The following is a 21,589-nucleotide window of genomic DNA, read 5'->3' on the forward strand; positions in this document are numbered from 1 at the left end:
TGAAGCCCAGCGCCAGCATCGGGAGGGAACCTCCGCACGCGCTCAGACACTCCCGTACGTTCATCACGGGACCGGGCCAGCAAACGAAGTGAAGAAGGGTGGGCGCGTCAGGTCCGAGCCGCACGCTGACTTCAGCCCTTCCACAGTGCCCCTCGTCACGAAGTCCGCCATCAACGCCTGCACGCAGCCCAGCACCATCGTGTTGTGGCCTACCCCCGGCACCACCACGTGCATGCTGTGGGACAGCGTCTTCTTCGCCTCCTCGCCCCACGAGGGCGGCGTCACCGGATCCAGCTCGCCCGACAGAATCAGCGTCGGTGCCGCGGACACCACCGGATCCCGGTAGCCCTCCGGCACCGTGCCCCGCGGCCATACCTTGCACGGCTCGAGCATGTTGCGCACCATTCGTGGGCCGAACCACGTGCCCTTCGCTTCTCGCTCGATCGCCTCGTCGGTGATGAAGGGTGCGTCCTCCGCGCAGACGATCGAGAAGAACATGCCCCGGCTGATCGTGCTGCTCATCCCTCCCGAGACGCCCTCGCTCAGCGCGACGAACGGGGACCAGTCGCCCTTCGTCGCCCGATCCAGCATCAGCGGCGTCAACATCGCGATCTCGGGCATGTAGAGCTGACCGAACAGCATCTGCAGGAAGACGTCCCTTGAGAGTAAAATCTCCTCGGGCGCCCCCGTGAGCGGGTGCTGCACCATCACCTTCACCGGCGTCTGCTCCATCCGCTCGATCATCGCCTGCACCCGGGACTTCAGGTCCGGGAACGCCTTGGCGCAGTTCGGATCCTTCTCACAGTGCTCGAAGAGCAGATCCAGCGCCCGCTGCCCGTCCCGAGGCATGTACAGCGGCAGGTACAGCCCCATGGGCGCCACGCCATCGAGCACCACCGTGCGCACGTGCTCCGGGTGCTGCCGCATGTACACCAGCGCCGCACGCGTGCCATACGAGATGCCCCACAGGTCCAGCTTCTCGTAGCCCAACGCCTCGCGCACCTCGTCCAGATCGTCCATGGCGATGGGCGTGGTGTACAGCCGAGGATCCGCGTCGTAGCCCGCCAGGCACTTCTTGTAGTCCTGCTCCCGGTAGGCATCGTCGAACTTCGCCGCCAGCCCCGCGCCCGGCGGATCCGGATCGCACTTCAGGGGCCGAGACTCGCCCGTGCCCCGCTGATCCACCAGCACCACATCCCGGTTGCGGTGCAGCCGCTCCACCATCTTCAGGACCTTGGCCTGCGTGGCCGCCTGCCCAGGCCCACCCGCCAGCATCACCAGCGGATCTGGCTCCGCGGTGGCCGCCAGCGCTGGCACCACCACCACGTGCAGCGGCACCTTCCGCCCCTGCTTCGCCACCCGGTCCTCGAACACCTCGTAGGTGCCGCACAGAGTCTGGTACTCGATGCCCTCGACCCGGCAGGAGCTCAGGCTCACCCGGCGCCCCGAGGGCTGCCCCCCGCCCCGGCTGCACGCCCCCGTGAGCACCACCGCCGCCACCACGAGCACGGCAAAGGGCCAGCGCCTCGGTCCCCCAGGCAGCAGTCCAGGATCAACGTTGGAAGTAGCTCCCGCCACGCGCATCCTCCATCATTCTCGAGCCGCCCTGGACTTACCACCCCGAGCCCGTGGACGCACCTCGTGCTAAGCCCTTGCCCACCATGAAACGATCGACCCTCGTCCTCCTGGCCCTGTCGCTCGCCACCCTCACCGGCTGCGCCACGCTCAAGAACCTCTTCAAGAAGCCGCGCGTCACCTTCAAGACCGCGCGCCTGCAGAACGCCTCGCTCTCCGATGCCACCGTGGATGTCATCTACGAGGTGGACAACCCCAACCCCTTCGGCCTCTCGCTCGCCAAGGTGGACTACGCCTTCTTCGTCGAGGGCAAGCAGGTGGTCGCCGGCGCCCCCAAGCAGGGCCTCGCGCTCAAGGCCAACGGCACCAATGATCTCGTCTTCCCCGCCAACGTGAAGTTCGCGGACATTGTCCCCGTCGTGGAGACGTTCCTCACCAAGGACGCGGCCAACTACAAGGTGCAGGGCAGCCTGGGCATCGACACGCACACCCCGATCGGCATCATCACCTTCCCCCTGCAGCAGGAAGGCACCTTCGAGATCCCCAAGCTGCCCAACGTCCAGTTCGAGGCCCCGCGCATCACCAACATCTCCCTCAGCGGCGCCACGGTGGAGTTCCCCCTCAACATCACCAACCGCAACAGCTTCCCCCTGCCCATCGCCGGCCTCGCGGGCGATCTCAAGGTGGCCGGCGCCAGCGTGGGCACCCTCTCCACGGGCAACCTGGGCATGCTCGATGGCAAAGGCGCCAAGCAGGTGACGCTCCCGTTGCAGATCAACTTCCTGAAGGCCGCCTCGGCCGCCTCGGCGCTGCGCTCGGGCAACGCCCAGGTGAGCTGGAACGCGCACCTCACCTCCGGCACCCAGAGCCTCCCGCTCAACATCGGCCAGCTTCTCCAGTTCAAGCACTGACGCGGCCCGCCGCACGACAGGTGCGCTTTACCCTCCGGCTGGCGCTCTGCCATGCTCGGGGCCTGCCCGAGGCATGCGGGGCTCAAGCCCCCGGAGGAACGACACGATGACGCGGATGTGGGTGGTGAGCGGCCTGATGCTGGCGTGGGTGGGCTGCTCTCGCATCGAGACCCGGCCCGATCCTCAGGAAGAGGACACGCTGTTCGGCTCCAACGTCCCGTTGATCCAGGCGCCCAAGGCCGACCGCTGCGCCTCTCACAAGAAGTCCTCGGTGGGTGCCTCGTGCGAGGACGCGCGCTACCTGGGCACCGAGTACACCCGGCGCCTGTCGGTGGGCGACGAGGTGTGCCTCGAGGGAGGCTACGGCGACGAGCCCGGGCCCGCCTGCAAGGCGCGCGCGGCCGTCATCGACACGGGCCCCAACGGCGTGAAGCTGGAGATCCGCAGCACCAAGCCGGACTCGCGCTGGTTCAAGTCGGAAATGCGTCACGCCTGGTACGAGGAGGGCGCGCTGGTGGACCTCTATCTGGCCGAGCGGGGTTATTAAGGAACCATGGCCTTCTACGATCCCGTCGTCGAGCGCCTCCAGGCGTTCAAGATGCTGACCCCCGCCGAGCTGAAGAAGCTGGCTGGCGCCAAGCTGTCGGACCTCGTGCTGCAGGAGATCGGCCGCTCGCGCACGCGCGTGGCGGAGCTCGAGAAGCGCTTCCCCTCGGCCGGCCCCAAGGAGCTGGCCCAGCACCTCATTGAAGGGAAGAAGGCCCTGGCCAGCATGGCCGGTGGCGTGAGCGGCGTGTTTGGCCTCATCTCCGTGCCCGCCGACATGGCCTTCATGACGTGGCTGCAGATCATCCTCTTGGTGGATGTGGCCACGCTCTACAAGGTGAACCTCAAGAGCGAGCGCGCGCGCGGCGAGCTGTTGGATCTGCTCGGCTACGCCAATGGCCTGGGGCCGCTGCGGCGCTCCAGCCCGAAGGTGCTCGGCAGCCTGACCGCGAAGCTGCTGGCCAAGGGCGGGCTGCCCACCCTGGGCCGGGCCATGCCGCTGGTGGCCGCCCCCATCACCGCCTACCTCAACAACCAGCACATCCAGGCGGTGGGCGATCAGGCCGTGCGCTTCTACGAGGGCTTCGACAAGGCCCATGCCAAGGCCCGGGGCTCGCGAGAGAAGAAGACGGGCTGAGACCAACAGTTGGGCATGGGCCCGCGAACCCGGGCCCCTGTGCCTAGCCGTTCAGCGACTCGCTCGAGCTCTCGGACGGAGGGCGGAGGGCGCTGCGCTGGACCTGCCTGGGAAGCACGACGTGGAAGGTGCTGCCGTCCCCGGCTCGGCCGGTGGACTCGGCCCAGATGCGCCCGCCATGGCGCTCGACGATGCCCCGGGCGATGGTCAGCCCCAGCCCCAGGCCGCCATACGAGACGCCATGCGCCCGGCCAAACCGCTCGAAGATGAAGCGCAGCTTCTCGGGAGGGATGCCCAGGCCGTGATCCCTGACGCTGATATGGAAGTACTCGCCCTCGTCGCGCGCCTCCACGAGGATGGCGCCACCGTTCGGCGAGTAGCGCAAGGCGTTGGAGAGCAGGTTGGTGAAGACCTGATCCAGCCGCTCGCGGTCCGCCGCCAGCACCAGCCCCTCGGGGACCCTCAGCTCGATGCGCCGCTCCTCCTGGAAGGGCTGGAGGTGATCGGCCACGTCCAAGAGCAGCTCGTGCAGATGCACGACGCCCGGCTCCAGGTACAGCTCTCCCCGCTGGAGCTTGCTCACGTCCAGCAGGTTCTCCACCAGCTTCGCCATCCGATCCACGCTGCGAGCCAGCCCCTGTAGCGCCCGCTCCACGCCCCCGTTCATCCCATCTCCGCCGCGCTTCCTGGCCAGATAGACGAAGCTGCGCGCCGCCTGCAGGGGGGTGCGCAGCTCGTGCGCGGCCATGGTGAGGAAGACGTCCTTGGCCTCGCCGGCGGCTCGGAGCGCTTCAATGGCTCTCCGGCTGTCATCGATGTCCGTGGCGGTGACGATCCACCCGGTGAGCACTCCGGGCTCCTCCAGCTCCGGGAGCATGCGCCCCTGGAACCAGCGGTAGGCCCCATCCCAGCTCCGCCGGAGCCGGTACTCCACCTCCACGGGCTGCCCCGTCTGCCGAGCCTGGCCCCAGACGTCGCGAGCCCGCTCCAAGTCCTCCGGGTGGAAGACGCCGTCGATCGCCTCCCACCTCCGGCCCTGCTCGGGGGTGAGCCCCGCGTACTCCAGCCAGCACCGGTTGGTATAGGTGATGGCCCCGTCCGGGAGCATCGCCCAGATGAACAGCGGCAGCGCGTCCACCAGGGTGCGGAAGCGCAGCTCGCTCTGCCGGGCCAGCATCCGGCGCTCCAGCTCCCAGAGCGCGGCCTCCTGGCGCTGCAGGCGCTGCTGCTGGAGGTAGAGCGCCACGAACACCTCCACCTTCCAGCGCAGCACGTCCGGGTTGAAGGGCTTCACCACGTAGTCCACCGCGCCGTGCTCGTAGCCATGGACGAGATCCGTCTCCTCGCGGCTGTGGGCGGTGAGGAAGATGATGGGGGTGTAGCGCGAGCGCTGCCGCTGGCGGATCAACCGCGCCGTCTCGAAGCCATCCAGGCCGGGCATCTGCACATCCAGCAGGATGACGGCGAAGTCCTCGCGCAGCAGATGACGCAGCGCCTCCTCCCCCGAGGTGGCCTTGACGAGCCGCTGGCCCAGCGGCTCCAGGATCGCATCCAGGGCGAGTAAGTTGGACGCATGATCATCCACCAGCAGGACGCTGGTCGTCAGCGGTTCGGCCTGTGGGGAGAACTGGGTCGTGCTGGTGGAGCCGTCCACGGCCGTCCGCCTCCTTATGCCCTGCAACGGTTTGTCCTGCGATCCAACTGGGTAACGCTGGACACGGTAAGGATTTCCTCCGCTCCCCTGCTTGCCTCACAGCCGGGCGCTGATGATACCGCTCCGTTGGCAGTTGGGCTCCCCACCCGCTGTGCACCTGACCTCAGAGCGCTCGCGCAGGCAGGGTGAGCTGAGCCATCAGTTCGCTCAGCCGCTCGATGCGCGCGTCTCCCTCCAAGCCCAGCCCCACGAAGCGCACGCCCGCGGCGTGGGCCGCGCCCTGATCGTAACGCGAGTCCCCCACCATCAGCGCCTCGCCGGCCGCCACGGCCAGCCGCTCGAGCGCGTAGAGCACCAGGTCCGGCGCCGGCTTCGAGCGAGGCACCAGATCCGCGCACGCCGTGCACTCGAAGCAGTCCGCCAGGTGCGCCGCCTCCAGCAGCGTGGCGGCCAGCGGCGACACCGTGTTCGTCACCACCGCGCGCCCCAGCCCCAGCGCGCCCAGCGCCTCCAGCAGCTCGCGCGCCTCCGGGTTCACCCAGACGTGCTCCGCGTAGCGCGGGAAGTGCTCGATGTAGAAGGCATCCAGCTCGGCCGGCGTGCACCCCAGCCCGAAGACGCGCACGTCCGCCTCCGTGCCCTGGCCAAAGGTGGGCTGGAACTCCTCGCGCGTCACCGGGCGCCCGCGGAAGTGCGCTCCCGCGGCCGCCACCACGTACGCCCAGGCCTCCTCGCTCTTGAGGAGGACACCGTCCATGTCGAAGAGAACCGCTCGCAGCACGCCCGGCTCAGGCCTTGGGCGTCTGCGCGGCGCGCTGGGCCTCCACCTGCCGGCGCACATCCTCCATGTCCAGCTCGCGCACCTTGGAGATCAGCTCCTCCAGGGCCGCCGCGGGCAGCGCGCCCGCCTGCTCGAACAGGAGGATGCCATCCCGGAACACCATCAGCGTGGGGATGGAGCGGATCTCAAACGCCCCGGACAGCTCCGGCTGCGCGTCCGTGTCGATCTTCCCGAAGGTGATGTCCCCGTGCTTGGTGGACACCTGCTCGAAGATGGGAGCAAACGCCCGGCACGGCCCGCACCACGCAGCCCACCAGTCCAGCAGGACAATGCCCTGCTTGCCCACGGTATCCTTGAAATTGTCCTTGCTGATCTCAACCGTCGCCATGTTGGCCTCGCTCTTGGGGACGGCCCCAACTCCGGGCCGTCACTGCCCTACTTAACATCCAGCAGCTCTACCTCGAAGATCAGGGTGGAGTTGGGAGGAATCACCGGCGGATAGCCGCGCGCTCCATACCCCATGTCCGGGGGGATGGTGAGCTTGCGCAGCCCGCCCACCTTCATGCCCGCCACACCCTTGTCCCAGCCCTGGATGACCTGCCCGGCCCCAAGCCGGAAGGTGAAGCCTTGCCCGCGGTCCCGGCTGCTGTCGAACTTGGAGCCGTTGGTGAGCGTGCCCACGTAGTGCACCGTCACCGTCTTGCCAGCCGTTGCCTCGGCGCCGGTGCCCACCTTCATGTCATCCACCTGCAAGCTCATCCACGGGCCTCCTGGGAAAAGGGAAGAGAGCCCACCTTAACGCGCCAGCGGGGCGCGCGCTGCTCTAGAAGCACGACGGCGCGGCACCCTGTTGACTCCGGGGTGCCGCGCCGCGTGTTCATGTCCTGTGCCGCACTCGGGCTAGAACGTGCCGCCGATGTTCAGCGTGCCCGTGTAGCGCCCGTTCTCGTTGACGCCCTCGGCGACGCCCACCGCGAAGTCCTGGCTGAACAGGAAGTTGTAGTCGGCGCGCAGGTCGGCGGTGAAGTCACCCACCTGGGTGCGCAGACCCGCGCCCACCGGCACGTTGCCCACCGTGTCATCGCGGAAGCCCACCGCGGCGCCACGGAAGTGGTAGTCGCTCAGGCCGACGCCGCCCATCAAGTACGGCTGCACCTGGGACGCCGCCAGACCGAGCGTCAGCGCCGCCTGGCCACCGTTGCGCACCAGGTCCGGGCCGCTGCTGGAGCCACCGAGCACGCGGGTATCCAGGCTGTTCACCGCGCCGGAGTACGCCAGCTCGATGCCGAGCACCTTGCTGGGCCGGATGGCGGCCTGGAGGCCGTAGGCGGGACCCGGGTTGATCTCAGGAGCCAGCGCGCCGGAGTAGCCCTCCACACCGCCGCCCAGCGTCACGGACAGGCCGCGCAGGCCCGGCCCTTCTTCCTTCTTCGGGTTCTCGTTGGTGATGGGCGCGGTCGGCGTGAACGCGCTGCTAGGCTCCGGGGTCGCCGCCGCGGCCGGCGGAGTCACCTCGGTCGGCGGAACCGCCTCGGGCTGACGCAGGGGCTCGCTCTGGTAGCCGCTGCCACCGGCGCCCAGATCAGAGCTGGGAGGCTGGTTGATATCGCCGCTACCGCCCGTACCCGTGCCCTTGGGCACCGGCTGGCAGCGCAGGATCATCTCGTTGTTGCCCTGGTTGCTCACTCCCGAGTTGCTCACTCCCGAGCTGCTCGCTCCCGAGTTGCTCACTCCCGAGCTGCTCGCTCCCGAGTTGCTCACTCCCGAGGTGCCACTGCCCCCGAGGCCCTGTTCCTGGCTGGACTGGCCGCTGACGCCCTGGCTCTGGCTCTGGTCCTGCCCACTCAGGCTCTGGTCCGTTCCGACCTGCCCGCTCCCCCCGATGCCCTGATCCACAGGCTGCGTTTCGATGACGGCCTGCCGATCATCCTGCATCGACTGAGAGTTCATGCTCTGCGTGTCTTTGGTACCGGGCGGGCAGTCCGTGTCATTCGCAAGAGCCGCGCCGCTGAAAAGGAACGCCGCGACGGCGCCCACCAGAATCTTCGTTTTCATCCAACCCTCCGTTGTCGGTTGACCGACATGAAGGTTGTTGCCGTCCAGACATCCGGCAAGGAGCGCGTCATGCGGACAGGCTGCGCCAGGGCTCCCGCATGGAGGGCAGCCAGCCTGGCGTGTGAGTTCAGCACAGCCGCTTGGGAAGGCGCTGCGGCGCAGGAGCACTACCCCTTGGGGCCCTTGCTCCACTCGGAGCCGGTGACGACAGGCAGCTGCAGGGCGCGCTCGCGGTCCAGGTCCAGGTTGCCGATGTGCAGCGACAGCGGCGACTGCACCCACTTGTAGATGGACTGGAGGAAGAGCCGGACGAACTTCTCCACGTAGGCCTGGAGCCGCGAAGGCTCCACCTCGGGGAACATGGCGGTGAGGGCCTGGAGCATCTCGGCGGGCACCAGCTTCTCGCCCGCGAAGAGATAGAAGCACGCGTCCAGGATGGGGAAGGGCATCAGCTCCTCCTCGCCCACCTGATTGTGCGCCAGCTCGGGGCCCGCGGGCTTGGCCAGCACCTTCTTGATGCCCTCGGAGCCCGTCTTCTCCTGCAGGTAGTCCAGCAGGTACATGACCACCGTCTTCGGCACGTTGGCGATGACGGCCAGCGCCCCCATCAAATCGCCGCCGATGGTGGTGTAGCCCACCGACTTCTCGCTCATGTTCCCCGTCTGGAGGAACAGGCCGCCGCACGAGTTGGACCAGTTCCACATGCGCTGGGCGCGCAGGCGGGCCTGGATGTTCTGCTCGGTGATGGGAGTGACGGCCTGATCTCCCAGCATCTGCTTCACCACCTGGAGCTCGCGCTCAAACGCCTCCTCGATGGGGACCACCTGGAACGGGATGCCCAGCTCGCGGGAGATGGCCTCCGCGGCCTCGCGGGTGGCGTCGCTGGAGTAGCGGCTGGGCATGTAGAAGGTCCGCAGCAGCGAGCCCGGGTTCTCCGGCCGCGCCCGCTTCGCGTAGCGGTGGGCGATCAGCAGCGTGAGCAGCGAGTCCCGTCCGCCGGACAGGGCAATGCCAATCACCTTGAAGGCGCGCGTCTTCTCGAAGTAGTCGCCCACGCCCAGCGCCAGCGCGTCCAGCAGATCCTCGCACAGCGCCTCGCGGGCGGGGCGGCGCTGATCCGGCCCGGGCAGGAAGAAGCTGCGGTGCGCGGGCACCGGGTAGGTGAGCTTCTCGCGGCGGCTCTGGAAGGCGCCCGTGCAGTCCAGCGTGGGCACCAGCTGGCCGCCTCGGGACTGCCACCCCGCGCGGTCATCCCTCCAGGTGGTGTTCTCCGCGCGCAGGCGCATGGTTCTGTCCAGGTCCACCACCGCCGCGCTGAAGCCCTCCTGGAAGCGCGGCGTCTCGTGGAGGTGGCGGCCGTTCTGGTTCAGGAAGCCGCCGCCGTCGAAGATGATGCCGTCGTTGCTGCCCAGCGCGTTGGCGTAGGCGATGGTGCACTGGTGGTCCGCGGCGCGCGTGGCGATCAGCTCTCGGCGCGTGTCCACGAAGCCCAGGCGGAAGGGCGAGGCGGACAGGTTCACCACCAGCTCGCCGCCCGAGTACGTGCGCCGGCGCTGCGGCCCATCCGCGCTCCAGATGTCCTCGCACACCTCGGGGGCCAGGGTGCCGAAGTCGAAGCGGAACAGGTAGTCACCCAGGGGCACGCCGCGGTGCACCTCGGCCATGCCCGGGTAGCCGCGCGCCCAGGTGCGGCCCTCGTAGAAGATGTTGTAGGTGGGCAGCTTCTCCTTGGGCACCAGCCCCAGCACCTTGCCGCCCGCCACCACGGCCGCGCAGTTCAGGCGCAGGGCCTGGTGAGCCACCGCCACGCCCAGGACGAACACGGTGGGCAGCCCCGCCGTCTCCCGCGCGAAGCGCTCCAGCTCGGGCCACTGGTGTTCGATGAAGCCCTGCCACTGGATGAGATCCTCGGCCGGGTAGCCTCCAATGGCCTGCTCCTGGAAGAGGCCCACGGTGACGTCCTCGGCGGCCATCTTCCTCGCCAGCGCGAGCGCCCGGTCCACGTTGCGCGAGAACGCGCCCACGGTGGTGTTGATGCTGGCGATGCCAACCTTGACGAGCCGCATGGCTGCGAGTCCCCTTCGAGCCCGCGGCGCACCCGTGCACCGCCAGGCCGGTGTCGTATCCACCCTCAGCAGATGCCTGGGAGGGGGATGGACGCAAGCTCTTCAGTGCCGGGGACGTTCAGTTCAGCAGGCCCGAGGGCCGCATGGGCTGGAGCCGAGCAATGAGCTCCCCTACTTCTTCAATCACGGCCAACAGCCGCCGGCGCACGTCCAGTTGGAGCAAGAGCTGCTGGCGGCGCTCGGGCTCGGGGATGATGGCCGAGGCCACCACGTCCGCCAGCGTGCCCCCGGTGGCCCTGGCCACTGCGGGCAGCAGCCCCTCCGAGAACGAGGGAGGCACCCGCCCCGCCAGCTCGAGCACGGCCTGCCGGAGCTGCTCCTCCTCCGGCCCCTGGTACGACGGGTCCGGCAACAGCTCGGCCCGCACCTCTCGGTACAGGTGCTCTGCGGGCAGCTCGGACAGCAGACGTGCGCGGCACACCCCCTGGAGGAGGATGTTGTAGCGCCCGTCCTCCAACTCCTCGTGCCAGGCGATGAGGCCCACGCACATTATCGGCTCCAGGGTGGGCCGGCCCTGGTAGTCCGGCTCCCAGCCCGGCTCCAGCTGCGCCAGCGCCATGACGCGGTCGGTCTCCAGCGCGTCCCGAATGAGCTCGCGGTAGCGCGGCTCGAAGATGTGCAGCGGCATGACGGAGTGTGGCAAGAGGACGGCCGAAGGCAGGGGGAAGACCTTCAGCGCCTCTGCGGACTGCGTAATGCGTTCCTGGACCGTCATGGGCTCACCCTCACCTTTGCATCTGTTCATAAGTATGGGGTGCCTGGGTCGCATCCCAATCAAGCGGGCGCTCACCGGGCCGCAGGGCGGTGGAAACCGGCCGTGGTTCCGCTAGGGTGCGCCACCCCATGTCGGATATGTCCCCCACCCCTGTCGCCACCCCCGCCGCGCCCGAGAAGCTCTCCTGGTACCGCAGGCTCTACCTGCGGGTGGAGGCGCTGTCCGCCACGCGGCACGCCCTGGCGGCCATGCTGCTGGTGTCGGTGATTGACGGCTCGGTCTTCCCCATCCCGCCCTTCGCGGTGCTGGTGCCCATGGTGCTGGCCCAGCCGAAGAAGTGGGTGAGGTACGCGCTGCTGGGCACCGTGGCCAGCCTGTTCGGTGGGCTCATCGGCTACTGGCTGGGCACCCTGCTCAACTCCGGCGCCGTCAGCTTCCTGCACATCGACATGAACGCGCGGGTGCAGCGCTTTGGCTTCGACGACACCGTGGGCGGGCTGCTGGGGAAGAACTTCTGGGTCCTGTCGCTGCTGTGCTCGGTGCTCCCCACCCCGTTCAAGGTGGTGGCCATTGGCAGCGGCATGGTGTCCGTGCCGCTGGATCGCTTCTTCCTGGCGGCCGTGATTGGACGCACGGTGCGCTTCTTCGCCGTCGCCGGGCTGATGCGCTTCGTGGGCCCCACCGCGCGCAAGTGGCTGCGCATCTGAGTGGCGGCGCCACCGGCTGGCTCAGGAGAGCGTCCGCGGCAGCGCGGGCGCCAGCGCCGCGTCGATGGTGGCCAGCAGCAGCTCCGGACGCACCGGCTTCTCCAGCACCTGGTTGGGCACGCTGCGCAGGAAGTGGCTGGCCGCCGGGGTGTAGGCCCCGCCGGACATGAACACCAACCGCCGGGCCAGCTCGGGCGACTGCTCGTGGAGCCGGGCATAGATGTCCATGCCCGTCGTCCCGGGCATCTGCAGATCGCACACGACGACGTCGAAGCGCTGCCCCGAGGACACGAGCGCCAGCGCCTCCTGGCCGCTCGTGGCGGTGACGACATCATGGGCCGGCTCCAGCAACATCCGCAGGGACTGGGCCAGCCGCGGCTCGTCATCGACAATGAGGATGCGTCCCCGCCGCTTCACGTCCTGGCAACATGCGGCCCGCGGCTGCTCTCGAGCCTGGGGAGCTGGGCGGGTGGCTTGCCCGGGCGCCGCGGGGAGCAGCACGGTGAAGACGGAGCCCTTACCCGGCTCGCTGCGCACGAGCAGCTCTCCCCCATGGACCCGGACGATCTGCTGGCAGATGGAGAGCCCCAGCCCCGTGCCCTCCTCCGTGGACTTGGTGGTGAAGAACGGCTCGAAGATATGCGGGAGCACCTCGGGGAGGATGCCTCGGCCCGTGTCGGAGACCTCCACCTCGGCCCGGCCATCCGGCGCCGTGCGGGTGTGGATCCGCACCACGTGCCGCTCCGGCTCGCCCTCGGGGATGGCCTGCGCCGCGTTGATCAGCAGGTTGAGGAGCACCTGTCCCAGCCGGGACTCGCTGGCCAGCACCCGCGGCACCGGCTCGTAGTCCTCCACCAGCTGCGCCCGGGTGTGGAGCATGTGCCGCATCATCCGGATCGCCGGCGTCGTCACCTCGTGCAGCTCCACGGGCTTGCGCTCCTCACCGCCCTCGCGGCTGAACATCCGCAGATCCTGGACGATGCGCCGGATGCGCTCGGCGCCCTCCTGCGCCTCGCGCAGGTTGGAGAGCGCCTCCACCGCTCCCGTGCGGCCCTTGCCCAGGTGGCGCACCGCTCCATCCAGGTTCAGCTCGAGGTAGGCCAGCGGGTTCTGGATCTCATGGCCCACCCCGGCGGCGAGCGTGCCCACCGCGGCCACGCGCTCGGCGGCCAGCAGGCGAGCGCGCAGCTCCCGGGTGGCCGTGACATCCCGGTGGATGGACACAAAGTGTGTCACCCGGCCCTCCCCGCCTCGCATGGGGGACATCTGCATCTCGCTGTGCACCCGCCCGCCATGGCTGTGCTTCAACACCACCTGGCCGCGGAAGGGGAGCGCCTCGCGCAGGGCCGTGTCCAACTGTTGGCGCGTTGCTGGATCCATCTCGGCGCGAAGCTCCGTGGGAGAGCGCCCCACCAACTCCACCGCTCCCAGGCCCACCAACCCGCAGAAGGCCTCGTTGGCGAAGACCACCTTCGGGCCGGAGGGCGTCAGCGCGCTGATGAGCACCCCCTCGCCCACGCCGCGCACGGCGGTGGCCAAAAGCTCCAGCTGCTTCGTCGCATCCCTTCGCCCGGCGCTGACCGCGGCGAGCAACAGGCAGGTGGTGGCATCAACCCCGATGAGGAGCTGCCAGAACACCAGCATGCGAGCGTTGTCCTGCGACTGCGACTCTGAGCTCGAGGGCCCCAGCTGGTTCATGGCTCCCCAGAGGGAGAACACGGTGAGGAAGAGCGTCACCAGCGCCACGCCTCGGGGACCGAAGCGCAGCGCGGCCCACACCGCCAGGGGGAAGAAGAAGAAGGTCCCAACGAACCAGGAGAAAGGCTCTACCGGCGCCGCGATGAAGAGCGCCAGACAGACGAGCAGGGTGCACCCACCCAGCGCCACCGCCTCCAGCCCCCGCTCCACCGGCCGCCACCGCCGGAGCAGCAGCAGCACGGGCGTCACCACGACGATCCCTGTCGCGTCCCCGCCCCACCACACCCACACCATCTTCACGAAGCCGCTCCAGGGCAGGGCCTCGACGAGCACGACGGTGGTGCTCCCAATCAGCGCGCTCACCAGCGAGCAACCCATGGCCGCTCCGACAATGAGTGCGACGACGTCCTGGACGCGCTCCAGCGCCGCCGAGAAGCCCAGCCGCCGCAGCAGCCACGCCCCCAGCACCGCCTGCAGGGTGGCCCCCGCGCTCGTGCCCAGGCTGCCGAGCAGGGGGGCATGCCAGAGCAGGGCCGCCAGGAAGGCCCCCAGGAACACGGCCGGCCAGCGCGACAGGCCAAACAACCAGAGCCCGGCGAGCGCCACACCGGAGGCCGGCCACACGGGGCTGATGCTGTTGTAGAGCAGGGAGAACTCCAGCCCCGCCTTCGCCATCGCCAGGTACACGGCCGCCATCGCCAGCATCGTCAGGATGCCACGCGCGTCGTACGCCCGAGCGATGCGTTCACGCATCCGAATGGTGCACTCCCCCCAATCACCCTCGTTCTGACGGGTGACTTGATAGATGCCCATCGTACCGGCGCAGTGGGTCAAAGCAACCCCCAGGGCAGCCCGGGGCGCCGTTCACCGGGCGTGCGGGCCTGTGCAATCACCCGGCGGCGCTTGCGTAGGAAAGGGCAAGGAGGAAGCGAACGATGTCGAGACCTGGTTCCGCCGCCCTGTTGTCGTTCCTCATCCCCGGTGTGGGGCAGATCTACAACGGGGACATTCTGCGCGGAGTCTTCTGGCTCATCGTCACCCCGGGCTTCTGGATTGGCACCGGCGGACTGCTGGGCTGGGTGTGCCACCTCATCGCCGCGGCCACCGCGCACAGCCGCGCCGAGGACAAGGAGCGGGCGCGCCTGCCCGCCTGGTAGCTCAAGCGGAGCGTAGAATTGAGAGCAGCTCGTCCGAGGTGGTGGCGAGAGCTCTGGCTCCATGGATGCGCAGCTCGTCGGCGCTGCGGAAGCCCCAGGTGACGCCAACGCCGTACATGCCGGCACTGCGCGCGGTGTTCATGTCCACCGCGGTGTCTCCCACGAAGGCGCAGTTCGCGGGCGCCACGCCCAGCTCCGAGGCCACGCCAAGCGCGGCGGTGGGATCCGGCTTGCGCGGCACTCCGGACCGCTCGCCATAGACGGCCGCGAAGGGAACGCCGGGCAGCAGGCCCTGCACCAGCCGCCGGGTGAAGGCATCCGCCTTGTTGCTCAGCACGGCCAGCCTCACCCCGTCGGCGGCGATCTGCTCGAGCACGTCGGGCAGGCCAGGAAACACCTGGGTGTGATCGAAGAGGTGCTCCTCGTAGTAGGCGCGGTAGGCGGCCAGCACCGAGGCCTGTAGCTCCGCCCGCTTCGCGGGGATGGCCTTGCGCACGAGCACCACCACCCCCTCGCCCACATAGTGGCGGTAGGCGGCCACGGGGTGGGTGGGTAGACCGTGCTCGGCGAGCGAGTGGTTCATCGCCGCGGCGATGTCCGCCAGCGAGTCCACCAGGGTCCCATCGAGATCAAAGAGGGCGGCGCGAAGGGGCATGCCCCTCCTCAAACACGAACGCCCCGGCCAGACAAGGCCGAGGCGCTCGGGAAACTTCGAAGAATGGCTGCTGCTACGGCTTGGGAGCCGCTGCGGTGGGCGCGGACGAGTCGCTGCCACCCTTGGTGAGCACCGCGAAGTTGATGTTGTTGTAGCCCGCCGTGGCGCAGCTGAACATCACCCGCTTGATGATCTTGAACTCCACTTCCTTGTGGGCCTGGATGTTCACATCGCCCTTGAAGGCGTTGGCCTCGCCACCGCCGGCCATGGCGTGAAGGTCCTCGAACTGCTTCTTCATGTCCCGCAGCTTCTCCTCCAGCGCGGGGATGTTGAGGTACTCGTCCTTCACGATGTCCTCGACCCGGCCAACAATCGTGCCCGAGATGGACACCTGATCATTGGACACCATCACCACCGGGTTCATCTCCACTTCCTTGACGTTGACGGCCTCGGGCAGCTGGATGTCCTTGGTCATCATCAGCACCTCGCCCGTCGCGGAGAAGTTCGCGATGAGGAACAGCACGATGATGACGAACATGTCCACCAGCGGAGTAATCAGCAGGTCCGCGTAGGTGCCCTTCTTGCCGTGATGGCCGTGGCCGAACACCTTCGAGTGCTCGAGCCGCTTGCCGTACCGCTTACCAGGAGCCTTGATGGCCATGACTTGTCTCGAATCCTTCGCGTGAGCGGGAGCTCAGCCCGCGGCCATCACCGATACCTGGGGGAGCTGATTGCCCAGACACTCGTCGATGATGCGCACCAGCACGTCGTAGCGGACCTTGTCGTCCGTCTGCAGCGTGATGGCGGACTGGTCCGGGAACTGCTCCTTGATCTGCTTCAGGCGCTCGGTGAGCTTGGCCAGGTCCAACCGGCCCTTCTCATCCCGGGACAGCGGGATGGGCTCGAACGAGCTCTGATCCGCGGTGAGCACCAGCTGCTCCGGGGTGATGGCCAGGGTGAGCTGCACCGTCTTGGTCTGCTCGGGCGGCGTGTCCTCCGCGGAGGGGCCTCCCGCCTGAGACACCTGGAGCCGGCCGATCTGCGTCCACACGGCCGTCATGATCAGGAAGCTGATGGTCACTGCCATCAGGTCGATGAAGGGGACCAGGTTGATCGCGGTATCGAGCGGCTTCTTGCCGCCCTTCCCACCGGTCCCCAGGTCCATTCCGCCGGCCATGCCAACCTCCGCTCTGCGCTACGACACTGAAGAAGAAACGACGAAGAAAGAAAGACGACGGGCGCGACCAACCGTCCAGGGTTCCAGACAACGGGCGCGCGCCCAGGTTCCCGCGGACTACTCCTCGCCGCCGTGGCCAGCCGAGGCGGGGATGTTCATGTTCTTGAACTTGTCGCGGTTGGTGACGATGAGGTTGAGCACCGACACGCTCGTCTCGTTGATGTCGTTGATGAGGCTCTGGGTGCGGCCCATCAGGATGGAGAAGGCGATCAGCGCCGGGATGGCCGTCACCAGACCGAAGGCGGTGCAGTTCATGGCTTCCGAGATACCGTTGGCCAGAATCGTCGCCTTGTCAGCCGGGTTCACGTTGGCCACCGCCTCGAAGCAGGCGATGAGGCCGGACACCGTACCGAGCAGCCCCGCGAGCATCGCCGCGTTGCCGAGCATGGCAAGGTAACCGGTGCGCGCCTCCATCTTCGGCGTCTCGCGCAGGCTGGCCTCGTCCAACGCGGCCTGGACCTCTTCCTGGCCCTTGGGCACGTTCATCAGGCCCGCCTTGATGACGGCCGTCAGCGGGGTGTTCTTCTGGCCGGCCACGTAGTTGATGGCCTTGTCCAGATCACCCGCGTAGATGTGCTTCTTCAGGCCGCGCAGGAAGCCCTCCTTGTTGATGGAGGACTTGACGAACAGGACGATGGTGCGCTCGACGATGATGGCCAGAGCGATGACAGCGCAGACCGCGATGGGGTACATACCCTGCTGGCCTGCTTCCCAGCGACGAGCGACCTCCTCGAAGAAAGTGCGCTGCGTTCCGCCTTCTGCCGCCAGCACGGACAGATTCGTCAAAAACCCCAGATTCATCGCGTGTTGCCTCCGATAGGCGGCCCTACACTGACGGGCCTTCCAGCGCTGACACCTTCCCCGAGCGATTGTTCCCGGGGAAGAAAGCCAGTCTTGGATGTTGAAAACGTGGGCCGGACTTTAGGAATGCCCCCCCGGAAGTGTCAAGGTAGCCACCTTGCGTTAGCTATTGGAATCTCACGGGAAATTTGCGTGCGCCCCAGGGCTTGACGCCCCGCAATGGGGGCATGGAGGCACCAGATGTGGTGCCTGGTCGGGTGCTTGGGTCCCTGGAGGCGTCGTGGTAAGCGCACCCACATGTCGAGGAAGCGGATAGGAGAGATCCTCCTGGAGCGCGGGGCGATCACGCCGGAGCAGCTCGAAGCAGGGCTCAAGGCCCAGCGGCAGACCCAGCAGCGGCTGGGGACGACGCTGGTGAGCCAGGGTGCAATCACCGAGCCCATGATGGTGCAGGCGCTGAGCGAGGCGCTGGAGATACCAGTGGTGAACCTGGCCACCGTCACGCCGGACTGGGCGGCGGTGCACCTGGTCCGGGCGCGCTTCTGCGAGAAGCACGAGGTGTTCCCCCTGGCGCTGGAGAACGTGGACGGGCGCCGGCGGCTGGTGCTGGCCATGGCGGACCCGCTCAACCAGTCGGCGGTGGAGGAAATCGAGTTCACCACCGGACTCAAGGCGAGCCCTCGCGTGGCGGCGCTGTCGGCGATCCGCGCGGCCATCCTTCGCTACTACCACAAGGTGACTCCGGAGGCGGAGGCACGCGCCAGCCGTGCGGCTCCCTCCGCGCGGCCTCTGACGGCCCGGAGCGCCTCGCCGCGGCCCTCCGCCACCTCCCAGGCCCGTCCCCCCGCGCAGGCGGATGACGAGGAGGTCATCGTCGGCGAGGAGCTGGGGCCGGGAGAGACCACGGAGCGCACCTCCCTGGCGGAGCTCATCCGCCAGCGCGAGGAGCAGCAGCGAAAGAAGCGCGGCCAGGGCGAGGCGAAGAGCCGCTCCTCTGCGGGCTCGGGGGTGTTGGACGATTTGGAGTACCTGATCGGCGATCTGCGCGAGGAGCCGGACCGGGTGGAGGAGTTGGAGCGCAAGTTCTGGGCGCTCATGCGCATCATGGCGCGCAAGGGGCTGCTCTCGAAGGAAGAGTTCACCCGCGAGCTGGACGACGACACGGACGAGAAGAGCTGAGGAGGCACCATGCGGACGACCTGGATGCTGGGCGCGGCGCTGGCCCTGCTGGTGGTGGGAGGCTGCAAGGGCGGCAGCGGCGTGAACCTGGAGCTGGACATGAAGCCCCAGGCTGTCACCGTCGAGGACTCCGTGCGCTTGAGCGGACAGGCGCGCGGGGTGGAGCCCTCACTCTCGCTCAACGGGAAGCCGGTGCCTGTGCACGAGGGCTTCTTTGAAGTGAACCAGCCGCTTCAGCCCGGAGACAATGTCCTCACCTTGGATCTGTCGGCCCGGCCCAAGGAAGGGGCCGCGCCCGAGCAGAAGACGGAGCGCTTCGAGGTGAAGCGGGTGGATCAGGCCACGTTCGACGCGCAGTACTTCTATTCAGGCATCAGCAGCATGGGCAGCTTCAAGCGCGTCAGCTCGGGGGGCCTGCTGGCGGACAAGGCCGAGGTGAAGCTGACGGCGAAGGAGCTGACCGGAGTGCGCTTCGAGGAGTTCGGCCACGAGAACCGGCCCGTGAAGGGCGGTATGCCCATGGAGATCACCCTCAAGGTGGGCCAGGGGCGCGCCAAAGTCTCCGTCAAGCCCGAGCAGGGTCCGTCAGCCAGCGCGGTGGCCACGCCGGACAAGCCCGCCACGCTGAACGCGAAGGCGGAGTTGCGCATCAAGACGTACTCCGTCCGCATCGAGGCGCTGGACGGGCCCGCGAGAGATGTGGAGCTGGTGGTCCGCTACTGACAATTGTTGGCTCCAATCCGGCCCATGCCCAACTGTTGGCTCGATGGTGATGAATCCTCGACCCGCCCTACGCTGACGCGAACCTACTCGTGACGTAGGATGTGCTCAAGGGAGGAGAGAGGTCCCCATCACCTGCCGCGAGGCCCATCATGCAGAGCGCGTCCGCTCCCACGCTGCACCCCGCGTCGCTGTCTCCCGGCACGGTGGTGGGCCCCTGGCGCGTGGTGGCCTGGGTGGGCCGAGGCGTCTACGGCGCCGTCTTTCGCGCCGTGCCGGTGGACACGGGGCCCGCTGCTCCCGTGGCGCTCAAGCTGGCCCTGCGCCCGGGAGATCCGCGCTTCGCGCGAGAGGTGGAGCTGCTCTCCCGCACGCGCCACCCGAGTGTCCCGCGCCTGGTGGGCTCTGGTGCCTGGCAGCACCCGGACGGCACGCGCTATCCGTACATCGCCATGGAGTGGGTGGAGGGCGTGCCCCTGTACGACTGGGCTCGGCAGGGCGCGCGTTCTCCGGAGCAGGTGCTCGAGGTGCTGGCCCAGCTCGCGGGAGCGCTCGCGGACCTGCACGCACAGGGAGGCGTTCACCGCGACGTTAAAGGCGACAACGTGCTGGTGCGGCATTCGGACGGCCGAGCCATGCTCCTCGATTTCGGCATGGGGCACCACGCAGGCGCTGCCACGCTCACGCCGCCGGGCGTGTACCCGGGGACTCCGGTGTACCGGTCCCCGGAGGCGGGCCAGTTCGAGCTGCGCTTCTTCCGCGACCCAGCGGCTCGCTACTGCGCCGGCCCAGCCGATGACGTGTACGCGCTGGGAGTGACGGCCTGCCAGCTCGTCACCGGCGAGTACCCGGAGTTCGCGGACCCCTGGAAGAATGAGCACGGCACCTGGAACCTGGGCGCCGTGCTTCCTCCTGCCGCGCTGCTGCGCATCGAGCCCCGGCTGCGCGAGTGGATTCTGCGCATGCTCTCGGTGAGCCCCGAGGAGCGCGGCACTGCGGCGCAGCTCGCCGAAGCGCTGGAGCAGGCCGCTAGGCCCGCTGCTCCGAAAAGCCCCGCGCCGCCTCCAGCCGAGGCGCCATCTGCGACTCGAACTCCCTCGCGGTCCGTCGCCTCCCGAGAACGTCCCACCGCACGAGAGCGTGCGAGGCCCTGGCTCGCGGTGGTGGCGATGGTGCTGGCGCTGACAGGGTGGGTGGGGTGGCTCGTCTCCGCTGAGCCTGTGAAGCAGCCCATCGCCTCACGAGCAGTGGCCATGAAATCCGGCCAGAGGGACGCAGGGACAGCAGGACTGGGTGACGCTGCGGCAACCACTTCCATGAACGAGCCCCCCGGCGCTCTCTCGCAGGAGGTGGTGGCCGAGGACTCGCTACCCGAGCCCCTGCCGGGGCAGGCGGTGCCTGATGCGAAGGGGCGATGCCCTCACAAGCAGCAGGTATCCCTCAATGGAGGCTGTTGGGGGCTGATCTCGAAGGAGCCCGAGGCATGCGAAACACTCGGCGGACAGATGTACCAGGGCACTTGCTATATCCCCATTATCGAGCACCCGCACGGGCGCCCGCGCCCACGCACCTCCGGTCCGACGAGAAAGTCCCCCTCTCGGTAGATTCAAAAGAACAACGGCCCCGCGCACTGGCTCACCAGGGACGCGGGGCCGTCGTTCAGGCCTCAGCGCTTACGACAACTGCGGCCTCAGCTCCGCCACCACCATGCTCCCTACCATCACCTCCGGCAGCACGAGGTTGGGGTAGAGCTGAGCCACCAGCGCCTGGGCCAGCTTGATCACCTCCAGGATGGGCACGCCCTTGAAGTCGATCAGCGTGTTGCCTTCCAGGGTGCGCAGCATCACTCGAACCGGCGAGCCCTTCGGGAAGTGGCTCATGACGGCCTGGAGGTAGCCGTCGTAGAGCGCCCGATGCTCTTCCGGAATGGGCTGGCTGGGAGTGGGCGAGCGCAGGTGAGCCACTGCCTTGCGCAAGTCCTCCACGGTGCAGTCCGCGAAGGGCTTGGCCTCCACCTCGCCATTCGCGTCCGGCACGAGGATGGAGGTGCTGCCCGGCTCGTTGTAATTCAGCTCGAGCTTGGCCGCCTTCTTGTAGCTGAGCAGCAGATTCAGGCGAGTCATGCCGAACTGCTTGCACAGTTCCTCGGTGAAGGCTCGCGCCACTCCGCCATACATGACCAGGGCCGACCGCGACACCTCCTGGAAGTTGTCGCAGAGGAAGTCCTGGGCCGCCTTGTACTTCGTGCCCTCCAGCAGATTGCTGTCCACCACGTAGATGTAGAGCAACCCCATACGGAAGGAGTTGAGCGACTCCTCCGCCAGGAGCGTGCCCATGGTGGTGAGCACCTGCGCGAGGTTCAGGCCGTTGTAGGGATTCTGGGTTGTATCGTTCTTCGACGTAGACATAAGAGGGTCCCCCCCCGTGAAAGAGCC

Annotated in this window: 22 protein-coding genes; 8 read left to right on the plus strand and 14 right to left on the minus strand. The window is 68.1% G+C overall.

From position 1 onward, the window contains the following. Positions 1 to 63: 63 nt before the first annotated feature. Positions 64 to 1,578, minus strand: coding sequence for an alpha/beta hydrolase (locus ACJ8AT_RS17435; protein WP_407738874.1), 1,515 nt, complete (start codon positions 1,576 to 1,578; stop codon positions 64 to 66). Positions 1,579 to 1,652: 74 nt separating this feature from the next. On the opposite strand from ACJ8AT_RS17435, the gene ACJ8AT_RS17440 reads away from it, so the two are divergent. The 3 genes from ACJ8AT_RS17440 to ACJ8AT_RS17450 all read left to right on the plus strand — a co-directional run bounded on the left by ACJ8AT_RS17440 (position 1,653) and on the right by ACJ8AT_RS17450 (position 3,669). Continuing rightward, positions 1,653 to 2,486, plus strand: a complete 834-nt coding sequence (locus ACJ8AT_RS17440) for an LEA type 2 family protein (protein ID WP_407738875.1) — start codon at positions 1,653 to 1,655, stop codon at positions 2,484 to 2,486. 106 nt (positions 2,487 to 2,592) lie between these two features. Continuing rightward, entirely contained in the window at positions 2,593 to 3,033 is a 441-nt protein-coding gene (locus ACJ8AT_RS17445; RefSeq protein ID WP_407738877.1) for a hypothetical protein, read from the plus strand. 6 nt (positions 3,034 to 3,039) lie between these two features. Beyond that, positions 3,040 to 3,669, plus strand: coding sequence for an EcsC family protein (locus tag ACJ8AT_RS17450; protein ID WP_407738879.1), 630 nt, complete (start codon positions 3,040 to 3,042; stop codon positions 3,667 to 3,669). 43 nt (positions 3,670 to 3,712) lie between these two features. On the opposite strand, the gene epsF is transcribed toward ACJ8AT_RS17450, so the two are convergent. From epsF to ACJ8AT_RS17485, 7 genes are all read right to left on the minus strand, one after another. Beyond that, a complete protein-coding gene (gene epsF / locus ACJ8AT_RS17455; RefSeq protein ID WP_407738880.1) occupies positions 3,713 to 5,323 on the minus strand; it encodes a response regulator EpsF in 1,611 nt (536 codons plus the stop codon). Between the two features lie 163 nt (positions 5,324 to 5,486). Further along, on the minus strand, positions 5,487 to 6,104 hold the full coding sequence (locus tag ACJ8AT_RS17460; protein ID WP_407738882.1) for an HAD family hydrolase: 618 nt from the start codon (positions 6,102 to 6,104) through the stop codon (positions 5,487 to 5,489). A gap of 7 nt (positions 6,105 to 6,111) precedes the next feature. Continuing rightward, positions 6,112 to 6,492 (minus strand): thioredoxin, encoded by a 381-nt coding sequence (gene trxA, locus ACJ8AT_RS17465; protein ID WP_407738884.1) that lies wholly within the window; start codon positions 6,490 to 6,492, stop codon positions 6,112 to 6,114. Positions 6,493 to 6,539: 47 nt separating this feature from the next. After that, positions 6,540 to 6,863 carry an FKBP-type peptidyl-prolyl cis-trans isomerase gene (locus tag ACJ8AT_RS17470; protein ID WP_407738885.1) on the minus strand — a complete coding sequence of 108 codons (324 nt, stop codon included), beginning with the start codon at positions 6,861 to 6,863 and terminating at the stop codon, positions 6,540 to 6,542. A 141-nt stretch (positions 6,864 to 7,004) separates the two neighbouring features. Next, positions 7,005 to 8,159, minus strand: a complete 1,155-nt coding sequence (locus tag ACJ8AT_RS17475) for a hypothetical protein (RefSeq protein WP_407738886.1) — start codon at positions 8,157 to 8,159, stop codon at positions 7,005 to 7,007. Between the two features lie 167 nt (positions 8,160 to 8,326). After that, entirely contained in the window at positions 8,327 to 10,225 is a 1,899-nt protein-coding gene (gene nadE / locus ACJ8AT_RS17480) for an NAD(+) synthase (RefSeq protein WP_407738887.1), read from the minus strand. A 118-nt stretch (positions 10,226 to 10,343) separates the two neighbouring features. Beyond that, positions 10,344 to 11,000, minus strand: a complete 657-nt coding sequence (locus ACJ8AT_RS17485) for an LON peptidase substrate-binding domain-containing protein (protein ID WP_407738888.1) — start codon at positions 10,998 to 11,000, stop codon at positions 10,344 to 10,346. A 128-nt stretch (positions 11,001 to 11,128) separates the two neighbouring features. Between ACJ8AT_RS17485 and ACJ8AT_RS17490 the strand changes: the two genes are divergently transcribed. Beyond that, positions 11,129 to 11,707, plus strand: a complete 579-nt coding sequence (locus ACJ8AT_RS17490; protein WP_407738889.1) for a YqaA family protein — start codon at positions 11,129 to 11,131, stop codon at positions 11,705 to 11,707. Between the two features lie 21 nt (positions 11,708 to 11,728). Here the strand turns inward: ACJ8AT_RS17490 and ACJ8AT_RS17495 are convergent, their stop codons facing one another. Continuing rightward, a complete protein-coding gene (locus ACJ8AT_RS17495; RefSeq protein ID WP_407738890.1) occupies positions 11,729 to 14,158 on the minus strand; it encodes an MASE1 domain-containing protein in 2,430 nt (809 codons plus the stop codon). Between the two features lie 182 nt (positions 14,159 to 14,340). Here ACJ8AT_RS17495 and ACJ8AT_RS17500 point away from each other — a divergent pair, with 182 nt between their 5' ends. Continuing rightward, positions 14,341 to 14,562 carry a hypothetical protein gene (locus ACJ8AT_RS17500; protein WP_407738891.1) on the plus strand — a complete coding sequence of 74 codons (222 nt, stop codon included), beginning with the start codon at positions 14,341 to 14,343 and terminating at the stop codon, positions 14,560 to 14,562. A gap of 1 nt (position 14,563) precedes the next feature. Here ACJ8AT_RS17500 and ACJ8AT_RS17505 read toward each other — a convergent pair whose 3' ends face one another. From ACJ8AT_RS17505 to ACJ8AT_RS17520, 4 genes are all read right to left on the minus strand, one after another. Continuing rightward, complete coding sequence (locus tag ACJ8AT_RS17505) at positions 14,564 to 15,217, minus strand: HAD family hydrolase (protein ID WP_407738892.1); 654 nt, start codon at positions 15,215 to 15,217, stop codon at positions 14,564 to 14,566. Between the two features lie 73 nt (positions 15,218 to 15,290). Then, entirely contained in the window at positions 15,291 to 15,878 is a 588-nt protein-coding gene (locus tag ACJ8AT_RS17510; protein WP_407738893.1) for an ExbD/TolR family protein, read from the minus strand. A gap of 33 nt (positions 15,879 to 15,911) precedes the next feature. After that, complete coding sequence (locus ACJ8AT_RS17515) at positions 15,912 to 16,394, minus strand: ExbD/TolR family protein (protein WP_407738894.1); 483 nt, start codon at positions 16,392 to 16,394, stop codon at positions 15,912 to 15,914. Positions 16,395 to 16,511: 117 nt separating this feature from the next. Further along, on the minus strand, positions 16,512 to 17,255 hold the full coding sequence (locus ACJ8AT_RS17520) for a MotA/TolQ/ExbB proton channel family protein (protein ID WP_407738895.1): 744 nt from the start codon (positions 17,253 to 17,255) through the stop codon (positions 16,512 to 16,514). A gap of 297 nt (positions 17,256 to 17,552) precedes the next feature. On the opposite strand from ACJ8AT_RS17520, the gene ACJ8AT_RS17525 reads away from it, so the two are divergent. From ACJ8AT_RS17525 to ACJ8AT_RS17535, 3 genes are all read left to right on the plus strand, one after another. Then, entirely contained in the window at positions 17,553 to 18,434 is an 882-nt protein-coding gene (locus ACJ8AT_RS17525) for a hypothetical protein (RefSeq protein ID WP_407738896.1), read from the plus strand. A 9-nt stretch (positions 18,435 to 18,443) separates the two neighbouring features. Next, on the plus strand, positions 18,444 to 19,157 hold the full coding sequence (locus ACJ8AT_RS17530) for a hypothetical protein (protein WP_407738897.1): 714 nt from the start codon (positions 18,444 to 18,446) through the stop codon (positions 19,155 to 19,157). Positions 19,158 to 19,306: 149 nt separating this feature from the next. Beyond that, a complete protein-coding gene (locus ACJ8AT_RS17535) occupies positions 19,307 to 20,758 on the plus strand; it encodes a serine/threonine-protein kinase (RefSeq protein WP_407738898.1) in 1,452 nt (483 codons plus the stop codon). Positions 20,759 to 20,827: 69 nt separating this feature from the next. Here ACJ8AT_RS17535 and ACJ8AT_RS17540 read toward each other — a convergent pair whose 3' ends face one another. Next, on the minus strand, positions 20,828 to 21,562 hold the full coding sequence (locus ACJ8AT_RS17540; RefSeq protein ID WP_407738899.1) for a hypothetical protein: 735 nt from the start codon (positions 21,560 to 21,562) through the stop codon (positions 20,828 to 20,830). Positions 21,563 to 21,589: the final 27 nt, after the last annotated feature.

The sequence above is a fragment of the Hyalangium sp. genome (genome assembly GCF_045802625.1).
Lineage (GTDB): Bacteria > Myxococcota > Myxococcia > Myxococcales > Myxococcaceae > Hyalangium.

Bases quoted from the DNA above. Each gene is read 5' to 3' on its own strand.
- ACJ8AT_RS17445 (WP_407738877.1), top strand. From the start codon at position 2,593: ATGACGCGGATGTGGGTGGTGAGCGGCCTGATGCTGGCGTGGGTGGGC.
- ACJ8AT_RS17450 (WP_407738879.1), top strand. From the start codon at position 3,040: ATGGCCTTCTACGATCCCGTCGTCGAGCGCCTCCAGGCGTTCAAGATG.
- trxA (WP_407738884.1), bottom strand. From the start codon at position 6,492: ATGGCGACGGTTGAGATCAGCAAGGACAATTTCAAGGATACCGTGGGC.
- ACJ8AT_RS17470 (WP_407738885.1), bottom strand. From the start codon at position 6,863: ATGAGCTTGCAGGTGGATGACATGAAGGTGGGCACCGGCGCCGAGGCA.
- ACJ8AT_RS17475 (WP_407738886.1), bottom strand. From the start codon at position 8,159: ATGAAAACGAAGATTCTGGTGGGCGCCGTCGCGGCGTTCCTTTTCAGC.
- nadE (WP_407738887.1), bottom strand. From the start codon at position 10,225: ATGCGGCTCGTCAAGGTTGGCATCGCCAGCATCAACACCACCGTGGGC.
- ACJ8AT_RS17485 (WP_407738888.1), bottom strand. From the start codon at position 11,000: ATGACGGTCCAGGAACGCATTACGCAGTCCGCAGAGGCGCTGAAGGTC.
- ACJ8AT_RS17490 (WP_407738889.1), top strand. From the start codon at position 11,129: ATGTCGGATATGTCCCCCACCCCTGTCGCCACCCCCGCCGCGCCCGAG.
- ACJ8AT_RS17495 (WP_407738890.1), bottom strand. From the start codon at position 14,158: ATGCGTGAACGCATCGCTCGGGCGTACGACGCGCGTGGCATCCTGACG.
- ACJ8AT_RS17500 (WP_407738891.1), top strand. From the start codon at position 14,341: ATGTCGAGACCTGGTTCCGCCGCCCTGTTGTCGTTCCTCATCCCCGGT.
- ACJ8AT_RS17505 (WP_407738892.1), bottom strand. From the start codon at position 15,217: ATGCCCCTTCGCGCCGCCCTCTTTGATCTCGATGGGACCCTGGTGGAC.
- ACJ8AT_RS17510 (WP_407738893.1), bottom strand. From the start codon at position 15,878: ATGGCCATCAAGGCTCCTGGTAAGCGGTACGGCAAGCGGCTCGAGCAC.
- ACJ8AT_RS17515 (WP_407738894.1), bottom strand. From the start codon at position 16,394: ATGGCCGGCGGAATGGACCTGGGGACCGGTGGGAAGGGCGGCAAGAAG.
- ACJ8AT_RS17520 (WP_407738895.1), bottom strand. From the start codon at position 17,255: ATGAATCTGGGGTTTTTGACGAATCTGTCCGTGCTGGCGGCAGAAGGC.
- ACJ8AT_RS17525 (WP_407738896.1), top strand. From the start codon at position 17,553: ATGTCGAGGAAGCGGATAGGAGAGATCCTCCTGGAGCGCGGGGCGATC.
- ACJ8AT_RS17530 (WP_407738897.1), top strand. From the start codon at position 18,444: ATGCGGACGACCTGGATGCTGGGCGCGGCGCTGGCCCTGCTGGTGGTG.
- ACJ8AT_RS17535 (WP_407738898.1), top strand. From the start codon at position 19,307: ATGCAGAGCGCGTCCGCTCCCACGCTGCACCCCGCGTCGCTGTCTCCC.
- ACJ8AT_RS17540 (WP_407738899.1), bottom strand. From the start codon at position 21,562: ATGTCTACGTCGAAGAACGATACAACCCAGAATCCCTACAACGGCCTG.